This is a genomic window from Alcanivorax sp. IL3 (assembly GCF_047495465.1).
Classification (GTDB): Bacteria; Pseudomonadota; Gammaproteobacteria; order Pseudomonadales; family Alcanivoracaceae; genus Alcanivorax; species Alcanivorax jadensis.
Genome location: NZ_CP179931.1, coordinates 3,586,192 through 3,609,998, shown reverse-complemented (window position 1 = coordinate 3,609,998; position 23,807 = coordinate 3,586,192). Strand labels below are relative to the sequence as shown.

Here is a 23,807-nt window from a genome sequence, read left to right as displayed (position 1 = left end):
CATTCAGCGGTGTGGCATACGGTGAGGACAGAAAAAAGCCCCCATAAAGGGGGCATGAAAGTGCGTTAGCACAAGGGGAATATATTAAAAATCTTTTACCGGCAAGAAGGTAAAAGTAAGGTCTACGCCGAGGGGCGGTACCTCCAATTCGACACCGGCCAAACCTATGCCAAGCAGATCAATGTTGGCTGGTATGACGAGAGAGTCAGGGTTGCGAACTTTTAGAATCAGGCGACCATCGTCAACAAAACGTAACGGCCCTTCCAAGGTGACTCCGGTTATTTTTTTACTGCGGATGTCATGCCCAAGTTCAATGATTAGTCGTGGTTCCAGTTCTGGTGCATCCACCATGAGATCAAACGTGGTGCTAAACCAGGGGCCATCAGGGGTTCGGGTGATATAGCCAGTAATGGGCTGATTGTTTTCATATGCCAAGCGAAGCACCAGGGGGCCGGTGTCTAACGGTATTGTGATTAATCCCAGTGCACGGGCTTCCAGAAACACACTCGTCGTTGGGAGAACAGTGGGGAAGACTTTGGCAATGACGGCGCCGGTGACTTCATTTGATGTCATTGGGTCGCTGTCGATGAGGCGTCGGTTGATGGTGACATCCGGCTCATACTGGCTTACCCCGGCTTGCAAGGCGCCTGACCCGACAAAGGCAAATTTCTTTTCCGGGCAATCGTCGCCTATACCACAGCCAATGTTGGCATGGGTTATTACTCCCGATTTGTTTTTTAGCCTAAGCTGTAGGTAGTTGGCATCGGCAATGGCACCGCCGTTACCATCGGGTACCGCACCTTGCTCGTTGTCATCGATACTAAGATTAGCGTTAACATCCGCAACCGGCAGAGAGCGTAACGACACACGGGTGATCCGGTCCTCTTCCCCTGTTACAACGAAGTGATTGGTTAGGTCTGGACCTCCTTCTCTAAGCTCTGGGGCTGAGGAACTGGACTGAGAGATTTGACGTGTTTGTAGCGGTGCACCATCGGTTGAACATATGGCATTGGTGCCACAAACAGGCGAGTTTTGCTCGGAGTGCAGGGTGTAGCGATAAAGCTCGCCAATCTGCCACGGGTTGTTCGGGAGAAACTCTATTCGCTGGGCAAGCACCTTGAGACGACCATTGATGGGGTCCCATGCGTTATTGTTGGTATCGAAGTGTTCAACAACAAAAGTCTGATCATTAACCGTGTCGCCGTCGATACTGCGGCTAAAGATGACTCGAATACTAAAATCCTTGAACATATTCGGTACAGGATAGAGCGGGTCGCTATTTTTACCTCCTACACATCGGCCATTGCGCCAAGTCTCTCTTTCGCCGGTAAGATCGACATCGGTTAACGCACAGGGGTAACCGGGAAAAACAGCAGCGACAAGTGGTGCACGTAGCTCATTGGTGCTGCCATTGGGAAGCACGAAGTCCGGTAGGCGGATGTTGAGTGTCTGGTCCTGGTTGAGCGGGTTTCCCTGCGTATCTCGGAGCAGGCTGGTGAGGGTGACCTCGACGTCTTTTCCGTGTTGAAGGATATCTCCTCCGATGATGATCGTGGCTCCATCGTGACGTATTGGGTACGTCTTTACTACATCATCAACAGAAACCTGTACGGCACCGTCAAGGAACACCGAAGCTGGGTCTAATGGTTTGTTGAAGTTCAGGATAACGGGGTCACCAGGCCTTGCATTGGGTTGGAACGTTTCTCCCGGTGCCCAAGACTGAAGCTGCAAGGGTCGAGTGTCTTGGCTTGGGGCAGGCGCTTGGCGCTGGTTTTGATAGGCCTCCATGCGGAATGAGAGCAGACCGGATGCCTTCTCCAGGCCCAGTACATCAGGTTCAACCACACTGACCGCATCCAGTACTAGTACACCATCCTTTACAACGGCTAAACCCGCTACCTGCACATTAAGCAGGTTCTGGCTGAGAGCCGCATTGGGCTCTTGACCTGCTGCAGTCATTGCTGCGTCCATATTAAGCAGGGCATAGCGGGGAACCGATGGGGAATCACTGAATGGATTCGGGATCAGATACCCATTAGCGTCGCTGAGTATCGTGATGGTGACTTCACCGGTTTCCAGCCCGGACGGTATTTCGCCCAGTATATTGACGTCCACGGGGGTGCCTCGGAGTACGGAACCAGCGGGTACTCGCAGTGGAACGGCATTAGGAAAGTTGGGAGCAAAAGCCAGATCTGCAGCTAGATCCCCGCTCAACCCGGTAAATGATTCATCTCCCAGCACAAAGGATTGTACTGGCACCTGATTGATCGGGTTGCCGGTTAAAGTTGACACTAGTCCAGGTTGCTCAGCTCCAAGACTGCCAACTTTTAGAACGGATGTAGCACGGGGAAGAGTGGCTTCCGGAACAAAAGTCCGATTGTACTCCGGCAACTGTTCACCGGTAGTCTGGGCCCGCAGCCCAGCAATCGTTAGTGTGTGTTCCACAGGTTTCAGATCCTGGTCAGGATCCAGTGTCAGGTAACGACCCTGCAAAAATAGTGATGCGGGAACCAACTTGCCGAGGTTGTCACGAAGTTGAACCGATCCGGTTTCGCCATATGCTGTGCTGGTCGGATCAACCGTTTGGTTAAACGACATCCTGAAGGTGCTCATGTCGTTGGGATGGCTGGCATCATCAATCGGCTCTAGCAATGACGGTTGGTCTAGAGGAGTGGCTGAAAGCAGGGTGAAAGAGCCGCTTCCCATGGTTTGCGATGCGCCGGCTTGACTGCCTGCAGTCCGAAACCGAACGCGGGCCACGGAGTTATCATCAATGGCTCCAAGGCCATCATCGTTGACAACCAGATGGTACGCTTCCGCCGGAGCCAGCCGCGATTGAGGATACAGGGCCAGGCCTCTGCCATTGTCTACCACCTGATAGTCAACCATGACGGTATTCCCATCAGTATCACTGACCAGCTGTAGGCGTGAGTCAATGTCATCAATAACCTCTTGCTCAAGTGCAGAGGAAAATCGCAGGATTACTGGCGCGGTAGCTGGAACCTCGGTCTGGCCAGGATAAGGGTAAGAAAAAATTAATGTCTCTGGTGTGCTCCAGGGATTGCTTACATCGCCCTGATCGCCACCGCACCCGGTCAGAAGGGCTGCTATGGCGACCGCCAGACTAATCAGAAACTGGTGGATTGTGATGGGGTTATTATTCATTGCTCTTCTCCTGGTATTAATCGCATGCCTGTTGTTAAAACTTTAGCGACAGGGAGGAAGAAAATACGTTTATTTCACCATCAGCCCTTACCGTTTCATAAGGGGCTGGATCGGTGGAAGAGTTGATGGAGGTCAATTCGAAATCAGCTTCATCCAGCATTTGATACTGGTAAGCGAAGGAGAGTTCTAATGGCATATCTATTATTGGCGCGCTGGACAGACGGTAGCTGGCACCCAGACCGAAAACCTTTTTATCGGTGTCAAGATAGTTAACGTCCTGGGATCGGCTGGATTTTAAAGGTGAGTCCTCCAGGGCTGCGCCGGCAAAGAGTTTCATGGACTCCGACCACTGATAGCTAACGCCAATTCGGGGAATGGTGATGTCGTCAAACGCTAGATTAGCCTGATCGCGAATAGTATCGTCGGCAAACTCGCTTTCAAGCGCAGACCAATTGTGCTGCTCAATGCCTGCCGTCAATTCGAATTTGCCAACGGGAAGCAAAATGGCTGCGCCGAGAACTTCAGGTTGATAGGTATCAATTGTACTAAGCGCTAGGCTCAGGCCTGGTTCAGGGATAACTCCCGGCACAACCACATTGGCATCCACGGATACCTCATAGCTACTTTCCCCCCGCCAGAAAAGAGCCAGCTCCATCTTATCCATTCCAAAAGGCATGCACTCGCTTGTACCGCAAAACATTTCTCCAGAGCGGATATTGATACCTAGTGCCGGTGATAGGGATGGAGAGGCTTCCAGGGAAAGTTTTTCAGAGTCTGTGTTGCCGCCAAGGTCTGAAACTGCTTCCAGGTTGGCTTTGGCCTGGAGGGTAAGACGTGCTGATGCGCCGACGTCAACGCCCCTCAGGACGTTGCTGATAGCGCCACCAAAGGCGAGATAAAGTGGCTGAGATTCATAGCGTAGAAACTGCCCTTTCTGGCTGGTATTGGCCTGATAGGGCAATAGGTTGGATGTGTATTGGTCTACACCCACGTTCAGGCCAAAGTAAATGGGCTTGTCGATGCTGGAAATGCCGGCGACGCGGCTTTTGAAGCCGATTAATAATAGTTCGGAACTGGTGTCAGAGAGGATATCATTCTCTCGCTCCAAAGGGTCTGTTCCTCCCAGTGATTTGGCACGTAATTCCTGGTCGCCATACTGCACAATGACTCCCAGTTCGCCCTCCGGGGAGCGGGCCATGGCGGCCGGGTTGTAGTACACCGACCAGCTGTTGGATGCAAAAGGACTGAATGCCAAGGCAGTGCCGGCATTCATTGGGCCTAGCCCATAAGTGCTCGCTCCGTCGCCAGCACCGCCAATGGCCAAGCCGGGTGAGAGCAATGCTGTAGTGCACGTGAAGAAAAGGAGAGGTAACCGTTTTGTTTTTTTTGCAGACATTTCAGGCTCCTAAAGGGGGCTGTTCTGGTTATAGATGGTGAGTTGTTCTGATTTTCTGTTTGTTTGGTTAAACAACCAATATTGGTCTCAGGCTTAGCTGTCTGTGTCCATGACTGTAATGACGTTGTGCTCTGGCGCTCCGGTAATGTCACACATTAATGCGTGACGCCCAGTCGTCGTCTATGACGAGATGCCGTGTTCTGTTGCTGACCAGGCATGGGTTATCGAGTGGTGTAACGCCTCCTGGGCAGCGCTAAAGCGCACGGTCAACTGGATCTGGAGAGCTCTGCTGGCGTGACATGTACAAGCAGGCTCCACACTTTCTCTGGCACAGTCACTGAGAATTGTTATCTGTTTGTTTTGCCGGAATGCCCTTCTCTGGCAGCTGGGGATGTGGCTCACAGGCTTGTCTCCCGCCGTCGTGTCTGCTGGGAGTGTGCCCGGCCAGTACACTGAACCGGTAGTGATCCATCGGTAAATGCTTGGCTCGCCACAGCATTTCCAGAGAGGTAGAGGGCCGCAGCATTGGCGCGTCACCATGATGGTCGAAGTAATAACTGTTCGACAGCGCGCAGTTGTGGTTAAGGAACACGGTGTTTTGCTGGCGTTTCTGGATATTGCGGAAATACGCGTCATGGACGGACTGACGTATTTCCACTTGGCTGGCTCCACGTCGGTTGGCTTCGCGAATACAGCGAGAGAGGTGGATGGCATTCCCTTCGACCATCTTGAAGTAAGAGGTGCCGATAAGGGCATAGGGACCGAGCATGATGTAAAAGTTCGGGTAGCCCGGAATGGTCAACCCTTCATAGGCCTGGTAACGGTAGTCATGCCAGAAATCGCCCAAATTGATGTTGTTGCTGCCGATGACGTCGAACGAGGGAATATTTCCTTTCTCGAAGGTTTTGTAACCGGTGGCGAGGATCAAGGTATCGATACGCCGTGAGCGGCCGTCCTGGGTGGTGATGCCGCGGGACGTAATACGCTTGATCGGGGTCGTGACAAGCTCAACGTTGTTTCGGGCAAAGGTTCGGAAATAGTCGTTGGAAAACGTTGGCCTTTTGCACCCGAAGCCGTATTTCGGTGTCAGTGCTTGCCACAGGTCCTGGCGGTTGGGCAGCTGTTCGCGCAGGTTGTTTATGCCCGCCTTTTCACACATGCGAACCAGCCAAGGGGCCTGCCGGTAATATATTGCGGAAAGCACCATCAGGGTTTCGCTGACGGTGTCGGTAGCGCCGCGAAGGCTGCGTTGCAAGCCCGGTACGGTTCGGAACAATACCTTGAGCCAGCCAGGCAGAGTCTGATCCGGCTTCTTCAGCACCCAGATGGGGGTGCGCTGGTAGACGTCAAGTTGACGAGCCTGGCGGGCAATTTTCGGAATCAGTTGCACTGCAGTGGCGCCAGTGCCTATTACCGCTACTCGCTTGTCACTAAGATCAAGGTCATCTGGCCAGCGTGCAGTGTGAATGACATTGCCCTGGAACGTATCAAGCCCTTCAATATCTGGCATCTTGGGTGATATCAAACCGCCACAGGCCGAGACAATATGGCGTGCACTAAGTCGCCTGCCATCCGTAAGATCGATCAACCAGACATGGCTGTCGAGATCAAAACGGGCGCTAGCGACTTCGACACCAAAGCGAATCAGTGGGTAGATGCCATACTTGCTTGTTACCTGTCTTGTATACTGGTAAAGCTCGTTTCCCGGCGCAAAAACGCGAGACCAATTTGCGTTTTGTTCGAAGGAAAATGAATAGGTAAACGAGGTAATGTCGACAGCGATTCCCGGATAACGGTTGTCGCGCCAGGTTCCTCCCACATCCTTGCTTCGCTCAAGGATCAAGATATCTTTGATGCCATCGGCACGCAGCTGGATTGCCGCACCAATTCCAGAAATTCCCGCGCCGATGATAATGACTTCATGATCAGGAGTAACGCTGGGACGAGGGTTATGGATTGCAACAGCAGCCATATTCATGATGCAACCTCAACTATGGCGCTATCGCTAGCATTGACCGTTTGGGATGGGGCTTTGCCGACGTTATTGCTGGTCAGATACTTTCCCAGAATTCGGACGATGGTAGGGAAGTCCTGCTTTGCCTCTGGTAGCAAAAAGGTGAATACGGGCCACACGTGCGGCATATCATCGCGCTCCAGAACCTGCACGGGCACCCCCGCATCTCGCGCGCATTGTGCTGCTGCATGGGTATCGTCGCGCAGACACTCTTCGCTACTGACAGTGAAAAGTAGAGGGGGCAAGCCGGTGAAATCCGCGGTGATTGGTGAGGCATACGGGTGAGCGGGGTCCGCGCCGGCCAGATAGATATCCGTTGCCACCTCAATCATGCCATGGGAAAGCATGGTATCGCTGTCGCTATTCGCCTGTCTGGACATCAGGGTGCCTCGCGCATCCGATGCCGGCGAAATGGCGAGGGCGCAAGCCGGCATTTTCAGCAGCTGATCACGGGCACGCAGCAATGTGACTAACGTCAGGTTGCCTCCCGCAGAGTCTCCCGCAATGACCACAGGGCGAGGGTCTGCGATCAGTTCACGATACACATTAAAGGCGTCATCCGTTGCTGCCGGGAAGGGGTGCTCAGGGGCTAGTCGGTAATCCGGAAGAAAGACCCGCGCATTCAGGGCGTGAGCCAAACGGCCACAAAAGTGGTGATAGGTATCAAGCCGCCCGCCGATGAAGGCGCCACCATGCAGGTAGAGTATGGTGATTTGTGGGTCTGCGGTGCCTAGCCAGTGGCCAGCTATTCCTGCAACCTTGCCTCGCTTGAGTCGCACTCCGCGTGGCAGCAGAGAGGGGGCCAAAGGCGCGTTCATCACCCTGCGAAGATGTCTTACCAGTTTGTCCGGGTCGCGTATATCACGCTTCATGCCGGCGCGAAAAAGTAGCTTCAAAATTGTTGTAGGAATGGAGGCCATATTGAATTCCTTGCGTGTTCCGTTTCCTCAAATGCGATTTAATCAGCCAGCATTCTGTAAGCTTCGCCAATCGCGCGGGCGTATAGTCGTGGCGTCAGGCGTTTCAACCGCCAGGCAAGCCGGCCGTCAATTTGTGGCAGCATGTAAAGCTCACCTCGATCAAGGGCACTGAGGGTCTGTCGGGCCACCTGGTCGGCGTTGGTGAGGGCATAGCGGGTCATCGCTGAACGGGCAAAGTCACGGCGACGTTCAGGCAGGCGCCCATTCTCGACGATATTGGTCGGGACCACGGTTGGGCACAGGGCCGTGATTTTTACGCCGGTTCCGGTCAGTTCAGAAGACAGCGTTTCGGACAGGGCCAGTACCCCTGCCTTGGTGACGTTGTAGGCGGCCATTTCCGGGGCGGACCCGAATGCGGCAGCAGAGGCCACATTGATGATGCCTCCATAGCCCAGATCGCGAAGCTGAGGGGCAAAATAATGGCAGCCGTGAATAACTCCCCATAGATTGACGTTCATGCACCAGTGCCAATCTTCAAGTGACACCTCGCCGATTGGGCCACCGAGGCCGACGCCGGCGTTGTTGATTACCAGGGTTACCGGCCTGCCGAGCAAAGGCTCGGCATTTTCCGCCAGGTATGCCATCTGTTTTTCATCGCCGACATCACACCCCAGGGCTACCGCGTGAGTACCGAGTGCTCGCAGGCTGATCGCCACCTGTTCGGCGCGCTCTTCATTGATATCGACACACAGTACCGAACCGCCTCGACGGGCAACTTCGTAAGCAAAGCTACGACCGATGCCGCTACCCGCCCCGGTGATGACAGCTGCCGCCTGAGTTGACGGGTGCAAGGGTTTCTTTTTCATGCCTGCCCCCATGCGGGTTCAGGTTGTGGCGTTTCGAATGTACCGTGTACATTGTTGGCTCGGTGGTCTCTGAGCGCTTGATAGGCCTTATGAGGGTCGCCAGTTCTTTCGTAGGCGCGTTTCCAGATCCGGATTACATCACGGTTATCGTCATCCCACGGGTGGAAAGTGGGGGAGAAATAGGGGGGCACGCCAGCGAGTACCTTGGAAAGAATGCCGGGACGCCAGAACAGGACTTTGGTCATTTTGGCGGCGGACCACAAATTCAGAATTTGACGATCCTTGTAGAGCAGATAGGTCTGGTTGCCGATCATAATGGGGAAGCCCAGGGCAATGGCCAGTAGCATGCCACTGATACGTAGTCGGTAACTGCGGTAGCCACCACCACTGGCATCGACGAAGACGTCATAACTGACGCTCTTGTGCTCGGTTTCTTCGACAAAGTGCCAGTAGAGCATGGCACGCAAATCCGGGTGGGTTTCGTCAAACAGCTCCGGGTGCTCAAGCAGTACCGAGGAAATAATGGCCGTGAAATGTTCAAACGCCGCTGCGATGGAGCTCTGCATATCGTCACTGAGGCGGTGTTGGAGTTGCTTACGGATCAGCTTGAACACGCCTTCAACCTTGTCGATGGGAACCCCGTGTTGCACGCCGATGGCGTTCATTTCATCGTGCTCACGAGCATGAATGCGCTCCTGACGAATGAATTCTTTAGCTGCGTTCAGCACTTCTGGATCGTCAAGCTTGCCAAGCTGCCGTCTTGCAGAATTCATCACCCAGCGTTCACCGTCGGGGACGGCGGCGAGAATGGCATTCATCCAGTGAGTGGACCACGGGTCGTTGCGAAACCAGTGGCGAGCCACGTTTTCGATGTTCATGGGAAAGTGAATGTCACGGGTTACAACCTCGTCGTAACCAATCTTGCGGTTTGCCAGAGCCATTGGATCGCTCCCAAGTAAAGTGCATTCATTGGACTTTATTTGTATAACCAACCAAATTCAAGATTATAAGGTAGACAGCGTGTTTTTATCTGTATAAATCGAATAGTGCCATCGGCCAGGAAGGCTGGGCCGACTTTAAAAGGAATGCTAGAATCAAAGGCTTATAGTATGGGAGTGGCTTGTGGGAAGAAAGAAAAATCAGGTAACACCGGTAGCGCAAGCGGATCGAGAGTTTGTGCTCGGTGCTGCGGCACGTCTATTTCGTCAAAAGGGGTTCGATAAAACCACCGTTAAAGAAATTGCCGAAGCTTGTGACATGTTGCCTGGCAGCCTGCATTACCGTTATCCCTCCAAGGAAAGCATCCTGGTAGACCTGATGCGTCTTGCGCTTGAGCAAGCCTCCACAGCTTTGTCTGAGGCTATTCGGGGGGAGAGTGAACCACTAGAGCAGTTGCGTCAGGGCATTAATGCTCACCTTGAGTTACTGGTCGGCGGTTCGGATATGGTCTATGTGCTCCTTTTTGAATGGCGCTCCTTGCAGGGCCAGTCACGCAAGGAAATGATTGATCTACGAGACAGATACGAACTTCTTTGGTCTGCTATGATCCAATCCTTGTCCTCTCAAAACCTGATTCGTGCGGATGTAGATCGTGATCTTTTGCGCCTTATCGGCTTGGGAGCGTTAAATTGGGTCGCAACATGGTTTAACGAGGGCGGGCGGTATACCGTAAAAGATATCGGTGACTTTGTGTGGGTGGTAATTAAAGACGGTGTGCTCAAGCGCTAGACGATCTATTGAATGAGAAGTCATGACCAGCGCTGATTGCTGACTGTCAGCACGGCTTATGTGCCCGTCCTTTGTCTGTACTGATCAGGAGTCTGACCAAACCAGCGTTTAAACGCCCGTCTGAAGCTGGCAGTGTCATGATAATTCAACAGTGTAGCGGTTGCTTCGACCGAGAGCTGACTCTCGCATAAATAGCTTGCTGCTTGCCTGGATAGCACTTCATCGCGAATCTTTCTGAAGCTGCTGTTTTCTTTCTTGAGCTTCCGTGCAAGGGTGCGTTTGCTCATGAAGAGGGAGGCGGCGGCTTCATCTTCACTCAGTGTCCCGGGTGGTCGGGAAAGCATCATTTTCTGTAGCCGAGTCCGATAGTCCGGTTCAGGGTTCTGAAGGCGCGCAAGCATGGATTCGCACTGCTGAAAGGCCAGATGATAGCTTTCATGATTGGCTGATGCGTTCGGCTTTCGACATAACTCCATTGCTAATTTTAGTTTGAAGTGATTGCAGTCGAAGTAAACTTTGCCTGGTAAATACTCCCGGTACATGTCCTGGTAGACGGGGGCTGGATGGGGGAAATGAACCTCTGATTCATACAATGGGCGACCTACGATGAACTCGCCAATTTCAAAAAAAGCCTTGATCACAGTATCTGCCAAGCAGCGCTCCACGTCGTTGTCCATCGCTACCTGAAAGCTCACAACACATTCCAGATAATCCTCAGTGTTTTGCAGGTTCACCTGAATAAAGCTTGCTCGCGTAGGCAGGAAAGTGTGAACGGCTTGCAGCGCGGTATAAAGGTCGGGGCTGCTGTTAGCAACAAAGCCCATCACCCCATGGGTTGCCGGGGTGAGGCGCCTGCCCAACCGCAAGCCGAACTCTGGTTTACCGGATAGATCCAAAGCATTACGCAAGATCTGCATCTGTTGGGTTGCGGTGAGTCGACTCTCATCTTTGAGTAATTGCGTAACATCCACATCTGTTTTGCGCAGGAGTCGGGGCAGCTCTCGTGCACTCAGACCAAGTTCACGGGCGATAAGGCGTGAGTAGTTCGATGGGATATCAGCATCCACGCTTTGCAAGCTATCACTCTGCGTAGTTATTGCCATTAGCCTCTCCTCGGAAAGTCATTACTGTCTTTAAATGTCCCCGTCCTGTCAAGAAATGTCCTCGCTGGCATGCCGCTATATAGCCAATCTTCAGGTTAGACATAAATACTAGGAGACGCGCTGTGGGAAAAATTATCTTTATTGAACATGACGATACCGAGCATGTGACGGAATTCAGGGCGGGTTCTACGCTTATGCAAGTTGCGGTTGATAACGCCGTGCCAGGTATCGATGGTGATTGTGGCGGCGAGTGCGCCTGTGGTACCTGCCACATGATTGTTGCCGATGAGTGGTTCGGCAATACCGGAACGGTTGGTGACGCGGAAGAACAGATGCTGTCCATGACCCCGGAGCGGGCGAGAACCTCGCGTCTGGGCTGCCAGGTAGAAATTACTGAGGCGATGGACGGTATGACCGTGCATTTGCCTGAATTCCAGATGTAAGCAGGGAGAAAGCTATGTCAACAAAAACAAGCTCAAGCAACAGTTTGCAGACCAAGGTTTTCAACGTTTCGTCGAAAGTGGTGCCAATGCATTTTCAGATTAAAACCATGAAAATGTTGATGAAGGCAAAGAGAAAGGCCGTGGGTTCTCGCTCCACACAAATGGAGTTTGTCGAAACTCCCCTGCCTGATGTTAGCACCTTGGCACTGGAAGATATCGACACCAGCAACCCTTTTCTGTATCGACAAGATCAGTGGCGCGCCTATTTTAAGCGGTTACGAGATGAAGCTCCGGTACATTACCAGAAGAACAGTCCATTCGGGCCTTTCTGGTCAATAACGCGCTATGAAGATATTTTGTTCGTCGACAAGAGCCATGAACTGTTTTCCTCTGAGCCGCAAATTATTCTGGGTGATCCACCGGACGGACTATCGGTGGAAATGTTTATCGCCATGGATCCGCCCAAACATGATGTACAGCGCCGAGCGGTGCAGGGCGTCGTTGCTCCGAAAAACCTTAAAGAAATGGAAGGGCTGATTCGTTCTCGTGCGGCGGAAGTGCTAGACAGCTTGCCTCTGGATAAACCTTTCGATTGGGTGCCGGCGGTGTCCAAAGAACTGACTGGCCGTATGCTCGCTACGTTGCTGGATTTCCCTTATGAGGATCGTCACAAACTCGTTGAATGGTCTGATCGTTTGTCTGGCGCGGCATCCGCCACGGGTGGAGAATTTACCGACGAAGATGTCATGTTTGATGACGCGGCAGATATGGCGAGGGCGTTCTCCAGGCTGTGGCGAGACAAGGAGGCGCGACGTGCTTCCGGCGAAGAACCCGGTTTCGATTTGATCAGTATGCTGCAGAGCAACGAAGATACAAAAGACCTGATCAATCGGCCGATGGAGTTTATCGGGAATCTGGCGCTGCTTATTGTTGGTGGAAATGATACCACTCGCAACTCGATGAGTGGTGGCGTGCTGGCTTTGAATCAGTTTCCCGAGGAATTTAGAAAACTGAAGGCAAAACCGGAGTTGATTCCGAATATGGTTTCGGAAATCATCCGTTGGCAAACCCCGTTGGCGAATATGCGCAGGGTTGCTACCCAGGATGTTGAGCTTCGTGGTCAGACCATCAAGAAAGGGGACCGGGTGTTAATGTGGTATGCCTCGGGAAACCGGGACGAACGCAAGTTCGAAAACCCTGATCAACTTATTATTGATCGCAAGGACGCGCGAAACCATATCTCTTTTGGTTACGGCATTCACCGTTGCATGGGTAACCGCTTGGCCGAGCTGCAACTTCGCATTCTGTGGGAAGAGTTACTGAAACGCTTCGAGAATATTGAAGTTGTTGGCGAGCCCGAGCGTGTGCAGTCTAACTTCGTGCGGGGCTATTCCAAATTGATGGTCAAGCTGACGGCAAAAAGTTAATGAAATGTCTGAGCGGGGTGTCGCCTGAAGCATTCGATTATGTGGTGGTCGGCGCGGGCTCTGCTGGGTGTGCGGTTGCAAGCCGTTTGTCCGAGAGCGGCCGCTATTCGGTGCTGCTGCTTGAAGCCGGACCTGAGAGCCGCGGTAACCCTTTTGTGAACATGCCGTTGGGTTTCCTGCAGCTGATGTTCAGCCGCCGATTCAATTGGCAGTTCAATACCGAACCGCAGCCCCATATGCATGACCGTGTCTTGTTCCAGCCGCGGGGCAGAATGCTTGGTGGTTCTAGTGGCATGAACGCGCAGGTCTACATCCGCGGGCATGCCTGGGACTACGACGAATGGGCGCGGCAGGGCTGTGATGGGTGGTCATACACTGATGTTCTACCTTACTTTCGTAGATCCGAACATTTCGAGCCGAAGCTGAACCCGGCCGAGGTTGAATTTCATGGCCTCGGAGGTCCGCTCAATGTTGCCGAGCGCCGTTACACCAACCCGTTAAGTGCGACCTTCGTTGAGGCAGCGAGGCAGGCAGGGTACCGGCTCAATAGGGACTTCAACGGTAGTGAGCAGGAGGGAGTGGGGTTCTACTACGCTTATCAGAAAGACGGCATGCGGTGCAGTAATGCGCGCGCCTATCTCGAACCCGCCGAGGAGCGTTCCAACCTGACGGTTCGCAGCGGCGCGCATGTTACCCGTGTGCTGCTTGATGGCACCCGTGCCACCGGTGTCGAGTACCGAAGCGCTAAGGGGCTGGTGCAGGTCAGTGCCGGGCGCGAAGTTGTGCTCTGCGGCGGAACGTTCAACTCGCCGCAATTGCTAATGTTATCCGGCATCGGTCCGCGTGAGGAGCTGTACCGGCATGGCATTGAATTGCGTCATGTCCTGGAGGGCGTTGGACAGAATCTACAGGACCATATCGACGTGTTCGTGCGCGCCAGAACGCGCAGCCGCCAGAGTATCTCGATGCATCCTAGCTACTGGCTAAAGGGCCTGGGGGCACTGCTGCAATACCTGATCGGTCGGCGCGGTGTGCTGTCCAGCAACGGCGCCGAGGCAGGCGGGTTCATCCGCTCCCGGCCGGAGGAGGCGATACCCGACCTGCAACTACACTTTGGCCCTATGCTGTACGCCGATCACGGGAGGGACATGAAGGTCGCAATGAGTGGTTATGGCTACATAGTGATGATCTACGGACTTAGGCCATTGTCGCGTGGGCGGATTGGTTTGCACAGTGCTGATCCGTTCACTGCCCCGTTGATAGATCCCAACTACATGGCCGAATCCGCCGACGTCGAGCAGCTCGTTCGCGGGGTACGTCTGGTGCGTAAGATCTTGGCGCAGCCTGCATTCTGCTTGCACCACGAAGTCGAGATGTCGCCAGGGTCGGAGCTGCAGAATGATGAGGACCTGGCCGCATGGGTGCGGCGTAGCGGCGAGTCCGCCTACCATCCAGTCGGAACCTGTAAGATGGGTGTGGATCCGATGGCGGTGGTCGATTCGCGTCTGCGAGTGCACGGCCTGCGATCCTTGAGGGTAGTTGATGCCTCTATCATGCCGACACTGGTCGGCGGTAACACCAACCAGCCGGCAACCATGATCGGCGAGAAGGGAGCCGCGATGATACTTGAGGATGCTGAGATGCTCAGCAGTTAGGCATCCTGTGCGTGCGCGATCGATATCGCGGCCTCTTGCTCACCTGCGGTGTTGGGATATGAAAATACGCTTCCAAGGCGCACAAAAGAGACAACCTATGGTTAACAAAAAGAAAGATACGACAGTCATCGTTGGTGGTGGACATGCAGCCGGTACGCTCTTGACAGCCTTGCTGCAAAAGAAATATCAGCATGAGGTAGTACTGGTGAGCGATGAGCCTCATCCTCCCTACCAGCGTCCACCTTTGTCCAAAAGTTATCTTGCAGGAGAGGTTGATCAGTCGTCTCTGTACCTGAAGCCGCGTTCGGTGTATGAGAATGCGGGGCAGCAGTTGCGGCTCGGTGTGCGCGTCGAAGGGATCGACCGATACGCGAAAAGCATCAAGTTGTCGGATCAAAGCACATTGAAATACGATCGATTGGTTCTGGCGACGGGGTCACATGTTCGTCGCCTTAAAGCGCCCGGATCAGATTTGAAAGGAATACACTATCTGCATGATATCGCTGACACCGATGCTCTGCGCAATCAATTAGTGCCGGGTAAACGCCTGGTCATCGTGGGCGGCGGTTATATTGGCCTTGAAGTGGCTGCCAGCGCTATCAAGAAAGGTGTTAATGTCACGGTCCTGGAAGCCGCCGAACGCTTGATGCAGCGTGTTACGGGGCCAGAAATGTCCACGTTTTTCTACGCCAAGCACACTGCTGCTGGCGTTGATGTGCGTCTTGGCACGGCGGTAACTGGCTTCGAAGCGGGTGATAAGGGGCGTGTGGCAGGCGTGACCTTGGCCGATGGTGGCAATGTTCCGGCTGATATCGTGCTCGTATCAATAGGTGTCATACCGGAAACTACATTGGCCGAGAACGCTGGCCTACTCTGCGATGACGGTATTGTCGTGGATGAATTTACCCGCACTGATGATCGCGACATCTTGGCAATCGGCGACTGTACCCGCCACCGGAATCTTTTTTTCGAAAAGATGCAACGGCTTGAGTCTGTTGCCAACGCGGTTGATCAAGCGCGTACGGCGGCGGCGACCTTGATGGGCGAGGAGATGCCCTACGATAGCGCACCATGGTTCTGGTCGAACCAATATGACGTCCGCTTACAGATGGTTGGGCTGTCGCAAAATCATGATCAGCGGGTGCTGCGCGGCACCACCAATGATAAGGGATTTGCGGTGTTCTATCTGCTCGAGGGCTCTGTCATTGCTGTTGACGCGGTCAATCTGCCCATTGCTTTCATGGTGGGCAAGCAGTTGGTCCAGCAACGCAAGAGCGTTAGCGCTGACGCATTGAGTAATACGGATATCGAGCTGAAGTCTTTAATCTGAAGCATGCGAAGTGCGATCAGTAACCGGTCATCCTTTCGTGGTATCCCAATAGAGATTCCGGTTTAAAGGAGGGATCCACTGGCATGGCCTCCTTGAGAGCATCGGCTGGGTAAATTGTAGTGAGATAGTTAATTTGACACTACATCTGAATGTACGATCACTCATTGGGGCCTAAGGTGGATGCCTGTGTGGAAAGGAAAATATTATAGAGTGTTGGAGTCTCTTCAGTGGGACGATCCTGGCTGTGCTGGCGATTTTCCATCGTTCGATGACTTGTCGTGAGGGCTGCGATACACTGCTACTCGCTAGGGGTTCGGGCCCCATCTTCAGGTTATTTTTGATGGGCTAACCGTGTTGGGCAACACCTTTTTCGACTTTGTACTTTTATTTAAATCAGCTGGTTAGGCTGTATTTCAGTCCGGCTTCTGTAACCGTACTGAAAGTGTAGTAATTGGTGTAGCCAGCCTCTTCCCTGTCTTGGAAATTCCACTGACTTTGCCCATAAACACCTGTGCATCAGTCGTAGCGATACTCGGGTACCTTTGTATTATTGGCGTATGCTCAACTGAGGATACCCCTGTCTGCCATTATCGCTGCTAGCCAGGGGCGAAATGCTGTGACATATCGAGTATTGGATAAGCGATACGTTGACATAAACATGGCGTGCTGAGATAGCTACCGTCAAACATCAGTCAGCGGTAGATCCCACCTGGGTGGATAAGGGGGCGGTGTCGTTACGCCCGCCCTAGCTCGCAAGTGAAGGGCAAGCGTGTCACACCAAAGCTTCAGATAACGGTCAAACAGCGCCTTGTCCGCAACGATGTGCAGGTCCTGTGCCATGCCGCGCAATAGCCATTGCGTCAACATCATCATCGAGCGCACATCGGTATCTTCCTTGGTGGCCTCCAGGTAGTGATCGGCTGCGTTACCCACGATGAAATAACTGGATGTCCAGACGCGCTGCAAAATGGCGGCGAGTTCCTGATCGTGCTGGCTGGCGGTCAGTAGCTGCATCAACGGGATGTATTCCGGTTGATCAAAGACATTTTTCCAGGCGCCAAAGATCAGCTCTTCCAGTCGGTCCTCAGAGCCGTGCAGCTTGGCAATGGCTTTGCCCAGTTGAATATATTGCTGGCGAATCAGTTGCTCGGCAGCAGCGGCAATCATGGCGGCTTTGCTGTGGAAATGGTGTAGCGGTGCTCCCCGGGAAACGCCAGCGACCTCGATGATGCGACTCACTGTCGTGCCTGCAAATCCGTCCTTCTCAAGACACGTGAGTACCGCCTGGATGATGCGTTCTCGCATGGCATCGCTACGTTGTTCCTGGGTTCGTCGCTGTGCCTTCATGACGTTATCTGCCTGTTGTCGGGTTTGCTTTCTCTGGCGTAGGATGCTGATTCTAAACGATATATAGCTTATGCGCGCGAACGATTAAAAACAAGTTGAACGTACGTATTGTAAGTTATAGAGTTCTTGTCATGTTTATGAATCAACAGTGGAAAACCTGTAATGAGTGACGTGCATGTACCGGCGGCTGTGTCGCCAATGATTCCCCGTACCCTGTTCAATGAAGACCATGAAGCGTTTCGCGCCACCGCTCGACGTTTCTTCGAGACGGAAATTGCCCCTTATCACGAGAAGTGGGAAGAGCAGCAGCATCTCGATCGCGAGCTGTGGAACAAGGCGGGTGAGCTTGGGCTGCTGTGTGCCACCATGCCCGAGGAATACGGTGGCTGCGGCGTTGACCGCCTCTACTCGATGATTCTTATGGAAGAGCAGGCCCGGGTGGGTGATTCGGCCAGCGGCTTTGCGCTGCATTCGGACATTGTTGCCAACTACATCAACAACTTTGGCTCCCATGAACAGAAAAGCCAGTGGTTGCCCAAAATGGCCACCGGTGAAGCGGTCACTGCCGTGGCCATGACCGAGCCGGGTACCGGTTCCGATCTGCAGCGCATCAAGACCACTGCCACCCTTGAGGGTGATCACTATGTGGTGAATGGCTCGAAAATCTTTATCACCAACGGTTACCTCTGTGACATGGCGGTGGTGGCGGTGCGAACCGGGCCGGCGGATCTGGGAGCACAAAGTGTATCCCTGATGATTATCGAGGCGGATCGCGAGGGCTTCTCCAAGGGCAAGCCGCTGAAGAAAGTGGGCATGCGCGGGCAGGACACCTGCGAGTTGTTCTTCGACAACGTCAAGGTGCCTAAGGAAAACCTGCTGGGCGCCGAGGGTATGGGCTTTATTGCCTTGATGAAGGAGTTGGCCTGGGAGCGGATGATGATCGCCATCATCTGTGCGTCGGCTGCCGAGCATGCGCTGGCAACCACCGTGGAATATGTGAAACAGAGGCAGGCGTTTGGCAAGCCGGTGGCGGCGTTCCAGAACACCCGTTTTGAACTGGCCGAGATGCGTTCTGAAATCCAGATTGCGCGGGTCTATGTGGATCGCTGTATGGAGTTGGTGGTGCGCAATGCCTTGTCCCCCGAGGCAGCCTGTGCGGCCAAGTACTGGGTGTCCGATTTGCTCAGTAATGTGGTTGATCGCTGTGTGCAGCTACACGGTGGCTACGGCTACATGCTCGAGTACCCCATCGCCCGCGCCTATATCGACACCCGTGCCAACCGCATCTACGGCGGCACCAACGAAATCATGAAAGAACTCATTTCCCGCTCTATCTAAAGATTTTCCCGGGCTCGCGCGGCAAGTGGGCCCGGGAATGAAAAGAGGAAAGCATCATGGCAGAACGTCGTTTTGATGATCGTGTGGCCATCGTCACCGGTGCCGGGGGCGGGTTGGGCCGCCAGCATGCACTGACCCTGGCCGAGCGCGGCTGCAAGGTGGTGGTTAACGATCTGGGTGGTAGTGCCCACGGTGATGGCAAGTCATCGTCCGCCGCAGACAAGGTGGTGGAAGAGATCCGGGCCATGGGGGGAAAAGCGGTTGCCAACTATGACTCCGTGGAAAACGGCGAGTCGATAGTGCAGACCGCCCTGGATAACTTCGGCACCGTGGACATCGTGGTCAACAATGCTGGCATCTTGCGTGATGTGAGCTTCGCCAAGATGTCGAAGCAGGACTGGGACCTGGTGCTAAAAGTCCACCTGGAAGGCTCCATGAGCGTGACCCATGCGGCCTGGCCGATCATGCGCGAGAAGGGCTATGGCCGCATCATCATGACCACCTCGGCAGCGGGCCTGTATGGCAACTTCGGTCAGGCCAACTACTGTGCCGCCAAGCTGGGACTGGCCGGGCTGGCCAACTGTCTGGCCGAGGAAGGGCGCAGCAAGAACATTCATGTGAATACCATCGCGCCGATTGCCGCCTCGCGGCTGACGGAAACCATCATGCCGCCGAATCTGCTGGAAAACCTGAAGCCGGAAGCGGTCAGCCCACTGGTGGCCTGGTTGTGTCATGAAGACTGTGAAGAGACCAAGGGCATCTTCGAAGTGGGCGCCGGTTACATCAGCAAGCTGCGCTGGGAGCGCACCCAGGGCAACAACTTCCCGCTCGGCAAGGCATTCAGCGTCGATGATGTGGCCCGTCGCTGGGACAAGATCACCGATTTTACCGACGCGGATCATCCGTCCAACGTCAACGAATCCTTCTCGCCGATCCTCGACAACATCAATAATCCGTCTCTGGGCGGCAACGAGTTCATCGATCTGGATGTGGCCAGCAAGGAAAGCGTCGAGCTGGAATCGGCCTATGATGAAAATGATTTGTCGCTGTACGCGCTGAGTGTTGGCGCCGCCCGTGACCCGCTCGATAAAGATGAACTGAAATTCGTCTACGAGCTGGGCGGCAATTTCCAGGCGTTGCCCACCTATGGCGTCATGCCGCAGATCGGCGCGATGCTGAAAGCGGCGAAGGAAGGTGCGCTGACCTTGCCGGGGATGAACTTTGGTTTTGACCGCTTACTGCATGGTGAGCAGTACACCGAGATCAAGCGGCCACTGCCGCCGCATGCCAAGCTGAAACACACCTTCAAATTCAAGAAGGCGCTGGACAAGGACCCGAACGCAGTCGTCACCTTCGCCATTACTTCCACCGACGAGAACGGTAACGAGGTGGCCTACAACGAGATGACCTCGTTCGTGAAAGGTGCCGGTGGCTGGGGCGGTGAGCGTGGCGATTCCGGCGAGATCAATGTGCCGCCCGCCCGCGAACCGGATGCGGTGATCGAGGAAAAAACCGACGCCAACCAGACATTGCTGTACCGCCTGTGCGGTGACTGGAACCCGCTGCATGCGGACCCGGCGTTTGCCAAGGCCTTTGGCTATGACAAACCGATCCTGCACGGGCTTTGTACCTTTGGTTACGCGGGCCGCCATGTGATCAAGGCGTTCAGCAATAACGATGGCCGTTACTTCAAGAGCATCAAGGTGCGCTTTGCCAAGACGGTGTTCCCGGGTGAAACCCTGGAAACACGCATGTGGAAGGAATCCGATAACCGCATCATCTTCGAAACCTGGGTGAAAGAGCGTAACGAGGTGGTGCTGAAGAATGCCGCCATCGAGCTGTTCTCCGAGATTCCGGCAGAGGCGCCGGTGCCGGAGCAGGCTTCCGCCGAGGAAGATTCTGCGCCGCAGGTGGAGCAGGCGGTGACGCCTGACGATGTGTTCGCCGCGGTGGCGACCTACATCGAGCAGAAGCCGGAACTGGTCGACCAGACCGGCACCAGTTTCCTGTTCGAGTTCAGCAATCCGGATCAGCAGTTCTTTATTGACCTGAAAAATGCACCGGGCGCGGCAGGGCCGGGCACGATTGACAAACCGGACGTGACCCTGGCACTGGACAGCGAGCACCTTTCCACCGTGTTTGGTGGCGATCTCGCTGCCGTGCAGAAACTGTTCTTCGGTGGTGAGCTGAAAATCTCCGGCAACGTGATGGCCTCCAACAAGTTGACCGTGTTGCAGGACATGGACCCGAAACTGGCCGAACAGGAACGCGACAAGCGTGTGGCTGACGGTGGTGGTTCACAAGCTGCCGCCGCACCGGTCGAATCGCAGGAGCCGACCATGGTGGATGTGTTCAGTGCCATCGGCCACTTCATCGCCGACAACCCGGACCTGATCGAGAAGACCGGCACCAGCTTCCAGTTTGCGTTCAGCAACCCGGATCAGGATTTCTATATCGATCTGAAGAATGCACCGGGCACCGCCGGGCCGGGGCAACTGGACAAGGCGGATGTGACGCTGGAACTGGATACCAAACATGCGCCGACCCTGTTTGGCGGTGACCTGGCCGCCGTGCAGAAACTGTTCTTCGGTGGCGAGCTGAAGATCGACGGCAATGTGATGGCCTCCAACAAGCTCACCGTGTTGCAGGGCATGGACCCGAAGCTGGTGGATCAGGCGCGGGACAAGCGACTGGCCTCCGGCCAGCCGGACACCGCCGCCGCGCCACCGAAAAAGCAGAAAGAACCGCAGGCGGAAAAAGTGCTGCCGCAGCTGGCGGAAAAATTGTCCGCCATCGGCGGGCAGGGTGGTGTATTGCAGATCAAGGTACAACGCCCTGACAGTGCCTGGTTTATCGACCTGTCCGATTCGTCGCCTGCTGTCTCCAGCGGCGAAAAAGACGCTGCGGCGGTGATGACACTGGACGACGGCAAGCTGGCCGATCTGATTACCGGCAAGGTGGCCTTGCGCGCCCTGTATCAGCAAGGCGACATGCGCGTGGACGGTGATCTGTCGCTGGTACGCAAACTCGAACAAATCCTGTAACACCCGAATTCGGAGAAACGACAATGAAACGTAGAGTGAATGTAATCGGTGTCGGGATGACCAAGTTTGCCAAGCCCGGTGCCAGCGATGATTACCATGTGATGGCAAAGGCTGCAGGCCTCGCCGCCATGAAGGATGCCGGCATCCAGTACAGCGATGTGGAGCAGGCGTTCTGCGGTTATGTCTACGGCGATTCCACTTGTGGTCAGCGCGCCGTGTATGAGCTGGGATTGACCGGTATTCCTGTGGTCAATGTGAACAACAACTGCTCCACCGGGTCGTCGGCCCTGTTCCTGGCCCGCCAGGCCATCGAGGGCGGCTTGGCCGAATGTGTGATTGCGCTCGGTTTCGAGAAAATGGAACGCGGGGCGCTGGGCTCCAAGTTCAATGATCGCGAAAACCCCATGAGTCAGCATGCGCAGGTGATGATGGATGCGCAGGGTTTCAACCAGGCGCCGCCGGCGGCACAGATGTTCGGTGGCGCGGGCCGCGAGTACCGGTGGCAGCACGGCACCAAACGGGAAACCTTCGGCAAGATCGCCGAGAAGGCGCGCCGCCATGCCGGCAACAACCCCTACGCGCTGTTCAACCAGGTGCTGTCGCTGGAAGAAATCATGGCGTCCGACGAGGTGTTTGATCCGCTCACCCGCTTCCAGTGCTGTCCTCCCACCTGTGGTGCCGGTGCGGCGATCCTGTGCTCGGACGAGTTCGCGAAAAAGCATGGCATTGAGAATCCGGTGTATATCGCCGCCCAGGCCATGACCACGGATTTCGCCAGCAGCTTTGACGAAAAATCCATGATCAAGATGGTCGGCTACGACATGACACGCGCGGCTGCAGAGAGTGTGTACGAGCAGGCCGGCATTGGTCCGCAAGACATCAATGTGGTCGAGTTGCATGACTGTTTTACCGCCAATGAGCTGCTCACTTATGAAGGCCTGGGTCTGTGCCCGGAAGGCGGTGCGGAGCAATTCATCTGGGATGGTGACAACACCTATGGCGGCAAGTATGTGACCAATCCATCCGGTGGCCTGCTGTCCAAGGGCCATCCGTTGGGCGCCACCGGGCTGGCGCAATGTACTGAGCTGGTGTGGCAGTTGCGCGGTCAGGCGGACAAGCGTCAGGTAGACGGTGCACGGGTGGCCTTGCAGCATAACCTCGGTCTGGGTGGTGCCTGTGTGGTAACCATGTATCGCAATGACTGAGTACCGTAAAGACTGAACTGTCACATACAGGGTGCCGGCCTGCCGGTTCGCAGGCCGGCTTCCCTGTTAAGGAGGTCCGGGATGAATGCGGTAACGACAAAAAGTAAAAGCAAGGTAGTAAAGGCCAGCTTCTCACCGCGCCGGTCTTGGCTACGCCCACGGCATTGCCCACAACTTCGGCGCCCACTATCACACGCCCCATGGCCTGGCGAATGCCATTGTGCTGCCTCACGTACTCGAATATTCCGCCCCCGCCTGCATTGAGCGCCTGGCCGAACTGGCCCGCGTCAGCGGCCTGGAGCAGGGCGGTGAAACCGATGAAGCGCTGGCAGGAAAATTCATCAAACGTGTCCGCGAACTGAAACAGGAGCTTGGCATTCCCGAGAAGCTGGACGCATTGCGCAGCGAAGATGTTCCCGACATTGCCAGGGCTGCATTGCAGGAAGCGCATTTCAGTTATGCGGTACCGCGCTATATGAATCAGACGGTGTGTGAGGCACTGTTGAAGAAGATGCAGGCCTGAGGTTTTGTGGAAACGGGGACAACGATTTAATCGAACGACATGGCGCGAGTGGCTGGATCTCCACGAGTTCACCTGCGTTGCCCATGCCCAGCTATTAACCACACAGTGGCGGTGGCAATACAATAACGGATGGCCCAATTCGGCCATTGGCGGAGTGCCTCCGGCCCGATTGCTACAGTGACTCTATACTCAAACGAGCGATGAAAAATGGGTGGATTACACCTTCATGGATTGCTTCCTCAGTGAGCCCGTAGAACGATTCTGCTTTCCGTGATAGACGTCGGTGACACGCATGAATCACTA

General features: G+C 54.6%; 17 protein-coding genes and 1 pseudogene. 10 read left to right on the top strand and 8 right to left on the bottom strand.

The genetic code is table 11. The annotated features are described in order from the left end of the window. Nucleotides 1-84: 84 nt before the first annotated feature. The 6 genes from ACMG4M_RS16860 to ACMG4M_RS16835 all read right to left on the bottom strand — a co-directional run bounded on the left by ACMG4M_RS16860 (nt 85) and on the right by ACMG4M_RS16835 (nt 9,302). Nucleotides 85-3,165, bottom strand: coding sequence for an Ig-like domain-containing protein (locus tag ACMG4M_RS16860; protein WP_063509527.1), 3,081 nt, complete (start codon nt 3,163-3,165; stop codon nt 85-87). Nucleotides 3,166-3,199: 34 nt separating this feature from the next. Further along, the gene (locus ACMG4M_RS16855; RefSeq protein ID WP_063509526.1) at nt 3,200-4,561 is read right to left on the bottom strand and encodes an OmpP1/FadL family transporter; all 1,362 of its coding nucleotides are present in this window, start codon (nt 4,559-4,561) and stop codon (nt 3,200-3,202) included. A 334-nt stretch (nt 4,562-4,895) separates the two neighbouring features. Continuing rightward, entirely contained in the window at nt 4,896-6,539 is a 1,644-nt protein-coding gene (locus ACMG4M_RS16850) for a flavin-containing monooxygenase (RefSeq protein ID WP_007149384.1), read from the bottom strand. Next, nucleotides 6,536-7,495, bottom strand: coding sequence for an alpha/beta hydrolase (locus tag ACMG4M_RS16845; RefSeq protein WP_035233473.1), 960 nt, complete (start codon nt 7,493-7,495; stop codon nt 6,536-6,538). Before ACMG4M_RS16845 ends, ACMG4M_RS16850 begins: the two co-directional genes overlap by 4 nt. 38 nt (nt 7,496-7,533) lie before the next feature. Continuing rightward, nucleotides 7,534-8,361 carry an SDR family NAD(P)-dependent oxidoreductase gene (locus tag ACMG4M_RS16840; RefSeq protein WP_008930238.1) on the bottom strand — a complete coding sequence of 276 codons (828 nt, stop codon included), beginning with the start codon at nt 8,359-8,361 and terminating at the stop codon, nt 7,534-7,536. Next, on the bottom strand, nt 8,358-9,302 hold the full coding sequence (locus tag ACMG4M_RS16835) for a metal-dependent hydrolase (RefSeq protein WP_008930237.1): 945 nt from the start codon (nt 9,300-9,302) through the stop codon (nt 8,358-8,360). Before ACMG4M_RS16835 ends, ACMG4M_RS16840 begins: the two co-directional genes overlap by 4 nt. Nucleotides 9,303-9,483: 181 nt before the next feature. On the opposite strand from ACMG4M_RS16835, the gene ACMG4M_RS16830 reads away from it, so the two are divergent. After that, entirely contained in the window at nt 9,484-10,089 is a 606-nt protein-coding gene (locus ACMG4M_RS16830; RefSeq protein WP_063525805.1) for a TetR/AcrR family transcriptional regulator, read from the top strand. 56 nt (nt 10,090-10,145) lie between these two features. Here ACMG4M_RS16830 and ACMG4M_RS16825 read toward each other — a convergent pair whose 3' ends face one another. Further along, entirely contained in the window at nt 10,146-11,192 is a 1,047-nt protein-coding gene (locus ACMG4M_RS16825) for an AraC family transcriptional regulator (protein WP_035233471.1), read from the bottom strand. Between the two features lie 122 nt (nt 11,193-11,314). Between ACMG4M_RS16825 and ACMG4M_RS16820 the strand changes: the two genes are divergently transcribed. The 4 genes from ACMG4M_RS16820 to ACMG4M_RS16805 all read left to right on the top strand — a co-directional run bounded on the left by ACMG4M_RS16820 (nt 11,315) and on the right by ACMG4M_RS16805 (nt 16,047). Then, a complete protein-coding gene (locus ACMG4M_RS16820) occupies nt 11,315-11,635 on the top strand; it encodes a 2Fe-2S iron-sulfur cluster-binding protein (protein ID WP_008930234.1) in 321 nt (106 codons plus the stop codon). A 14-nt stretch (nt 11,636-11,649) separates the two neighbouring features. Continuing rightward, nucleotides 11,650-13,062, top strand: a complete 1,413-nt coding sequence (locus ACMG4M_RS16815) for a cytochrome P450 (RefSeq protein WP_035248723.1) — start codon at nt 11,650-11,652, stop codon at nt 13,060-13,062. Then, entirely contained in the window at nt 13,062-14,717 is a 1,656-nt protein-coding gene (locus tag ACMG4M_RS16810) for a GMC family oxidoreductase (protein WP_035248722.1), read from the top strand. The genes ACMG4M_RS16815 and ACMG4M_RS16810 overlap by 1 nt, the downstream gene beginning before the upstream one ends. A gap of 97 nt (nt 14,718-14,814) precedes the next feature. Then, nucleotides 14,815-16,047 carry an NAD(P)/FAD-dependent oxidoreductase gene (locus tag ACMG4M_RS16805; RefSeq protein WP_035248721.1) on the top strand — a complete coding sequence of 411 codons (1,233 nt, stop codon included), beginning with the start codon at nt 14,815-14,817 and terminating at the stop codon, nt 16,045-16,047. Nucleotides 16,048-16,728: 681 nt separating this feature from the next. On the opposite strand, the gene ACMG4M_RS16800 is transcribed toward ACMG4M_RS16805, so the two are convergent. After that, entirely contained in the window at nt 16,729-17,394 is a 666-nt protein-coding gene (locus tag ACMG4M_RS16800) for a TetR/AcrR family transcriptional regulator (RefSeq protein ID WP_035248720.1), read from the bottom strand. A gap of 162 nt (nt 17,395-17,556) precedes the next feature. Between ACMG4M_RS16800 and ACMG4M_RS16795 the strand changes: the two genes are divergently transcribed. The 5 genes and pseudogenes from ACMG4M_RS16795 to ACMG4M_RS16775 form a co-directional block, all read left to right on the top strand. Next, nucleotides 17,557-18,732, top strand: coding sequence for an acyl-CoA dehydrogenase family protein (locus tag ACMG4M_RS16795; protein ID WP_063508267.1), 1,176 nt, complete (start codon nt 17,557-17,559; stop codon nt 18,730-18,732). Between the two features lie 56 nt (nt 18,733-18,788). Next, nucleotides 18,789-21,776, top strand: coding sequence for a peroxisomal multifunctional enzyme type 2 (locus ACMG4M_RS16790; RefSeq protein ID WP_063508268.1), 2,988 nt, complete (start codon nt 18,789-18,791; stop codon nt 21,774-21,776). A 23-nt stretch (nt 21,777-21,799) separates the two neighbouring features. Then, nucleotides 21,800-22,981: a lipid-transfer protein gene (locus ACMG4M_RS16785; protein WP_063508269.1), complete on the top strand. Its 1,182-nt coding sequence runs from the start codon at nt 21,800-21,802 to the stop codon at nt 22,979-22,981. A 163-nt stretch (nt 22,982-23,144) separates the two neighbouring features. Beyond that, complete coding sequence (locus ACMG4M_RS16780; protein WP_082844634.1) at nt 23,145-23,504, top strand: iron-containing alcohol dehydrogenase; 360 nt, start codon at nt 23,145-23,147, stop codon at nt 23,502-23,504. A 19-nt stretch (nt 23,505-23,523) separates the two neighbouring features. Further along, a pseudogene (locus tag ACMG4M_RS16775) lies at nt 23,524-23,685 on the top strand (integrase core domain-containing protein); the annotation flags it as partial. Nucleotides 23,686-23,807 lie beyond the last annotated feature (122 nt).

Excerpts from the sequence above, each read along its gene's own strand:
- ACMG4M_RS16805 (WP_035248721.1), top strand. The coding sequence starts at position 14,815 with ATGGTTAACAAAAAGAAAGATACGACAGTCATCGTTGGTGGTGGACAT.
- ACMG4M_RS16840 (WP_008930238.1), bottom strand. The coding sequence starts at position 8,361 with ATGAAAAAGAAACCCTTGCACCCGTCAACTCAGGCGGCAGCTGTCATC.
- ACMG4M_RS16855 (WP_063509526.1), bottom strand. The coding sequence starts at position 4,561 with ATGTCTGCAAAAAAAACAAAACGGTTACCTCTCCTTTTCTTCACGTGC.
- ACMG4M_RS16815 (WP_035248723.1), top strand. The coding sequence starts at position 11,650 with ATGTCAACAAAAACAAGCTCAAGCAACAGTTTGCAGACCAAGGTTTTC.
- ACMG4M_RS16860 (WP_063509527.1), bottom strand. The coding sequence starts at position 3,165 with ATGAATAATAACCCCATCACAATCCACCAGTTTCTGATTAGTCTGGCG.
- ACMG4M_RS16845 (WP_035233473.1), bottom strand. The coding sequence starts at position 7,495 with ATGGCCTCCATTCCTACAACAATTTTGAAGCTACTTTTTCGCGCCGGC.
- ACMG4M_RS16835 (WP_008930237.1), bottom strand. The coding sequence starts at position 9,302 with ATGGCTCTGGCAAACCGCAAGATTGGTTACGACGAGGTTGTAACCCGT.
- ACMG4M_RS16795 (WP_063508267.1), top strand. The coding sequence starts at position 17,557 with ATGAGTGACGTGCATGTACCGGCGGCTGTGTCGCCAATGATTCCCCGT.
- ACMG4M_RS16850 (WP_007149384.1), bottom strand. The coding sequence starts at position 6,539 with ATGAATATGGCTGCTGTTGCAATCCATAACCCTCGTCCCAGCGTTACT.
- ACMG4M_RS16790 (WP_063508268.1), top strand. The coding sequence starts at position 18,789 with ATGGCAGAACGTCGTTTTGATGATCGTGTGGCCATCGTCACCGGTGCC.
- ACMG4M_RS16810 (WP_035248722.1), top strand. The coding sequence starts at position 13,062 with ATGAAATGTCTGAGCGGGGTGTCGCCTGAAGCATTCGATTATGTGGTG.
- ACMG4M_RS16800 (WP_035248720.1), bottom strand. The coding sequence starts at position 17,394 with ATGAAGGCACAGCGACGAACCCAGGAACAACGTAGCGATGCCATGCGA.
- ACMG4M_RS16825 (WP_035233471.1), bottom strand. The coding sequence starts at position 11,192 with ATGGCAATAACTACGCAGAGTGATAGCTTGCAAAGCGTGGATGCTGAT.
- ACMG4M_RS16785 (WP_063508269.1), top strand. The coding sequence starts at position 21,800 with ATGAAACGTAGAGTGAATGTAATCGGTGTCGGGATGACCAAGTTTGCC.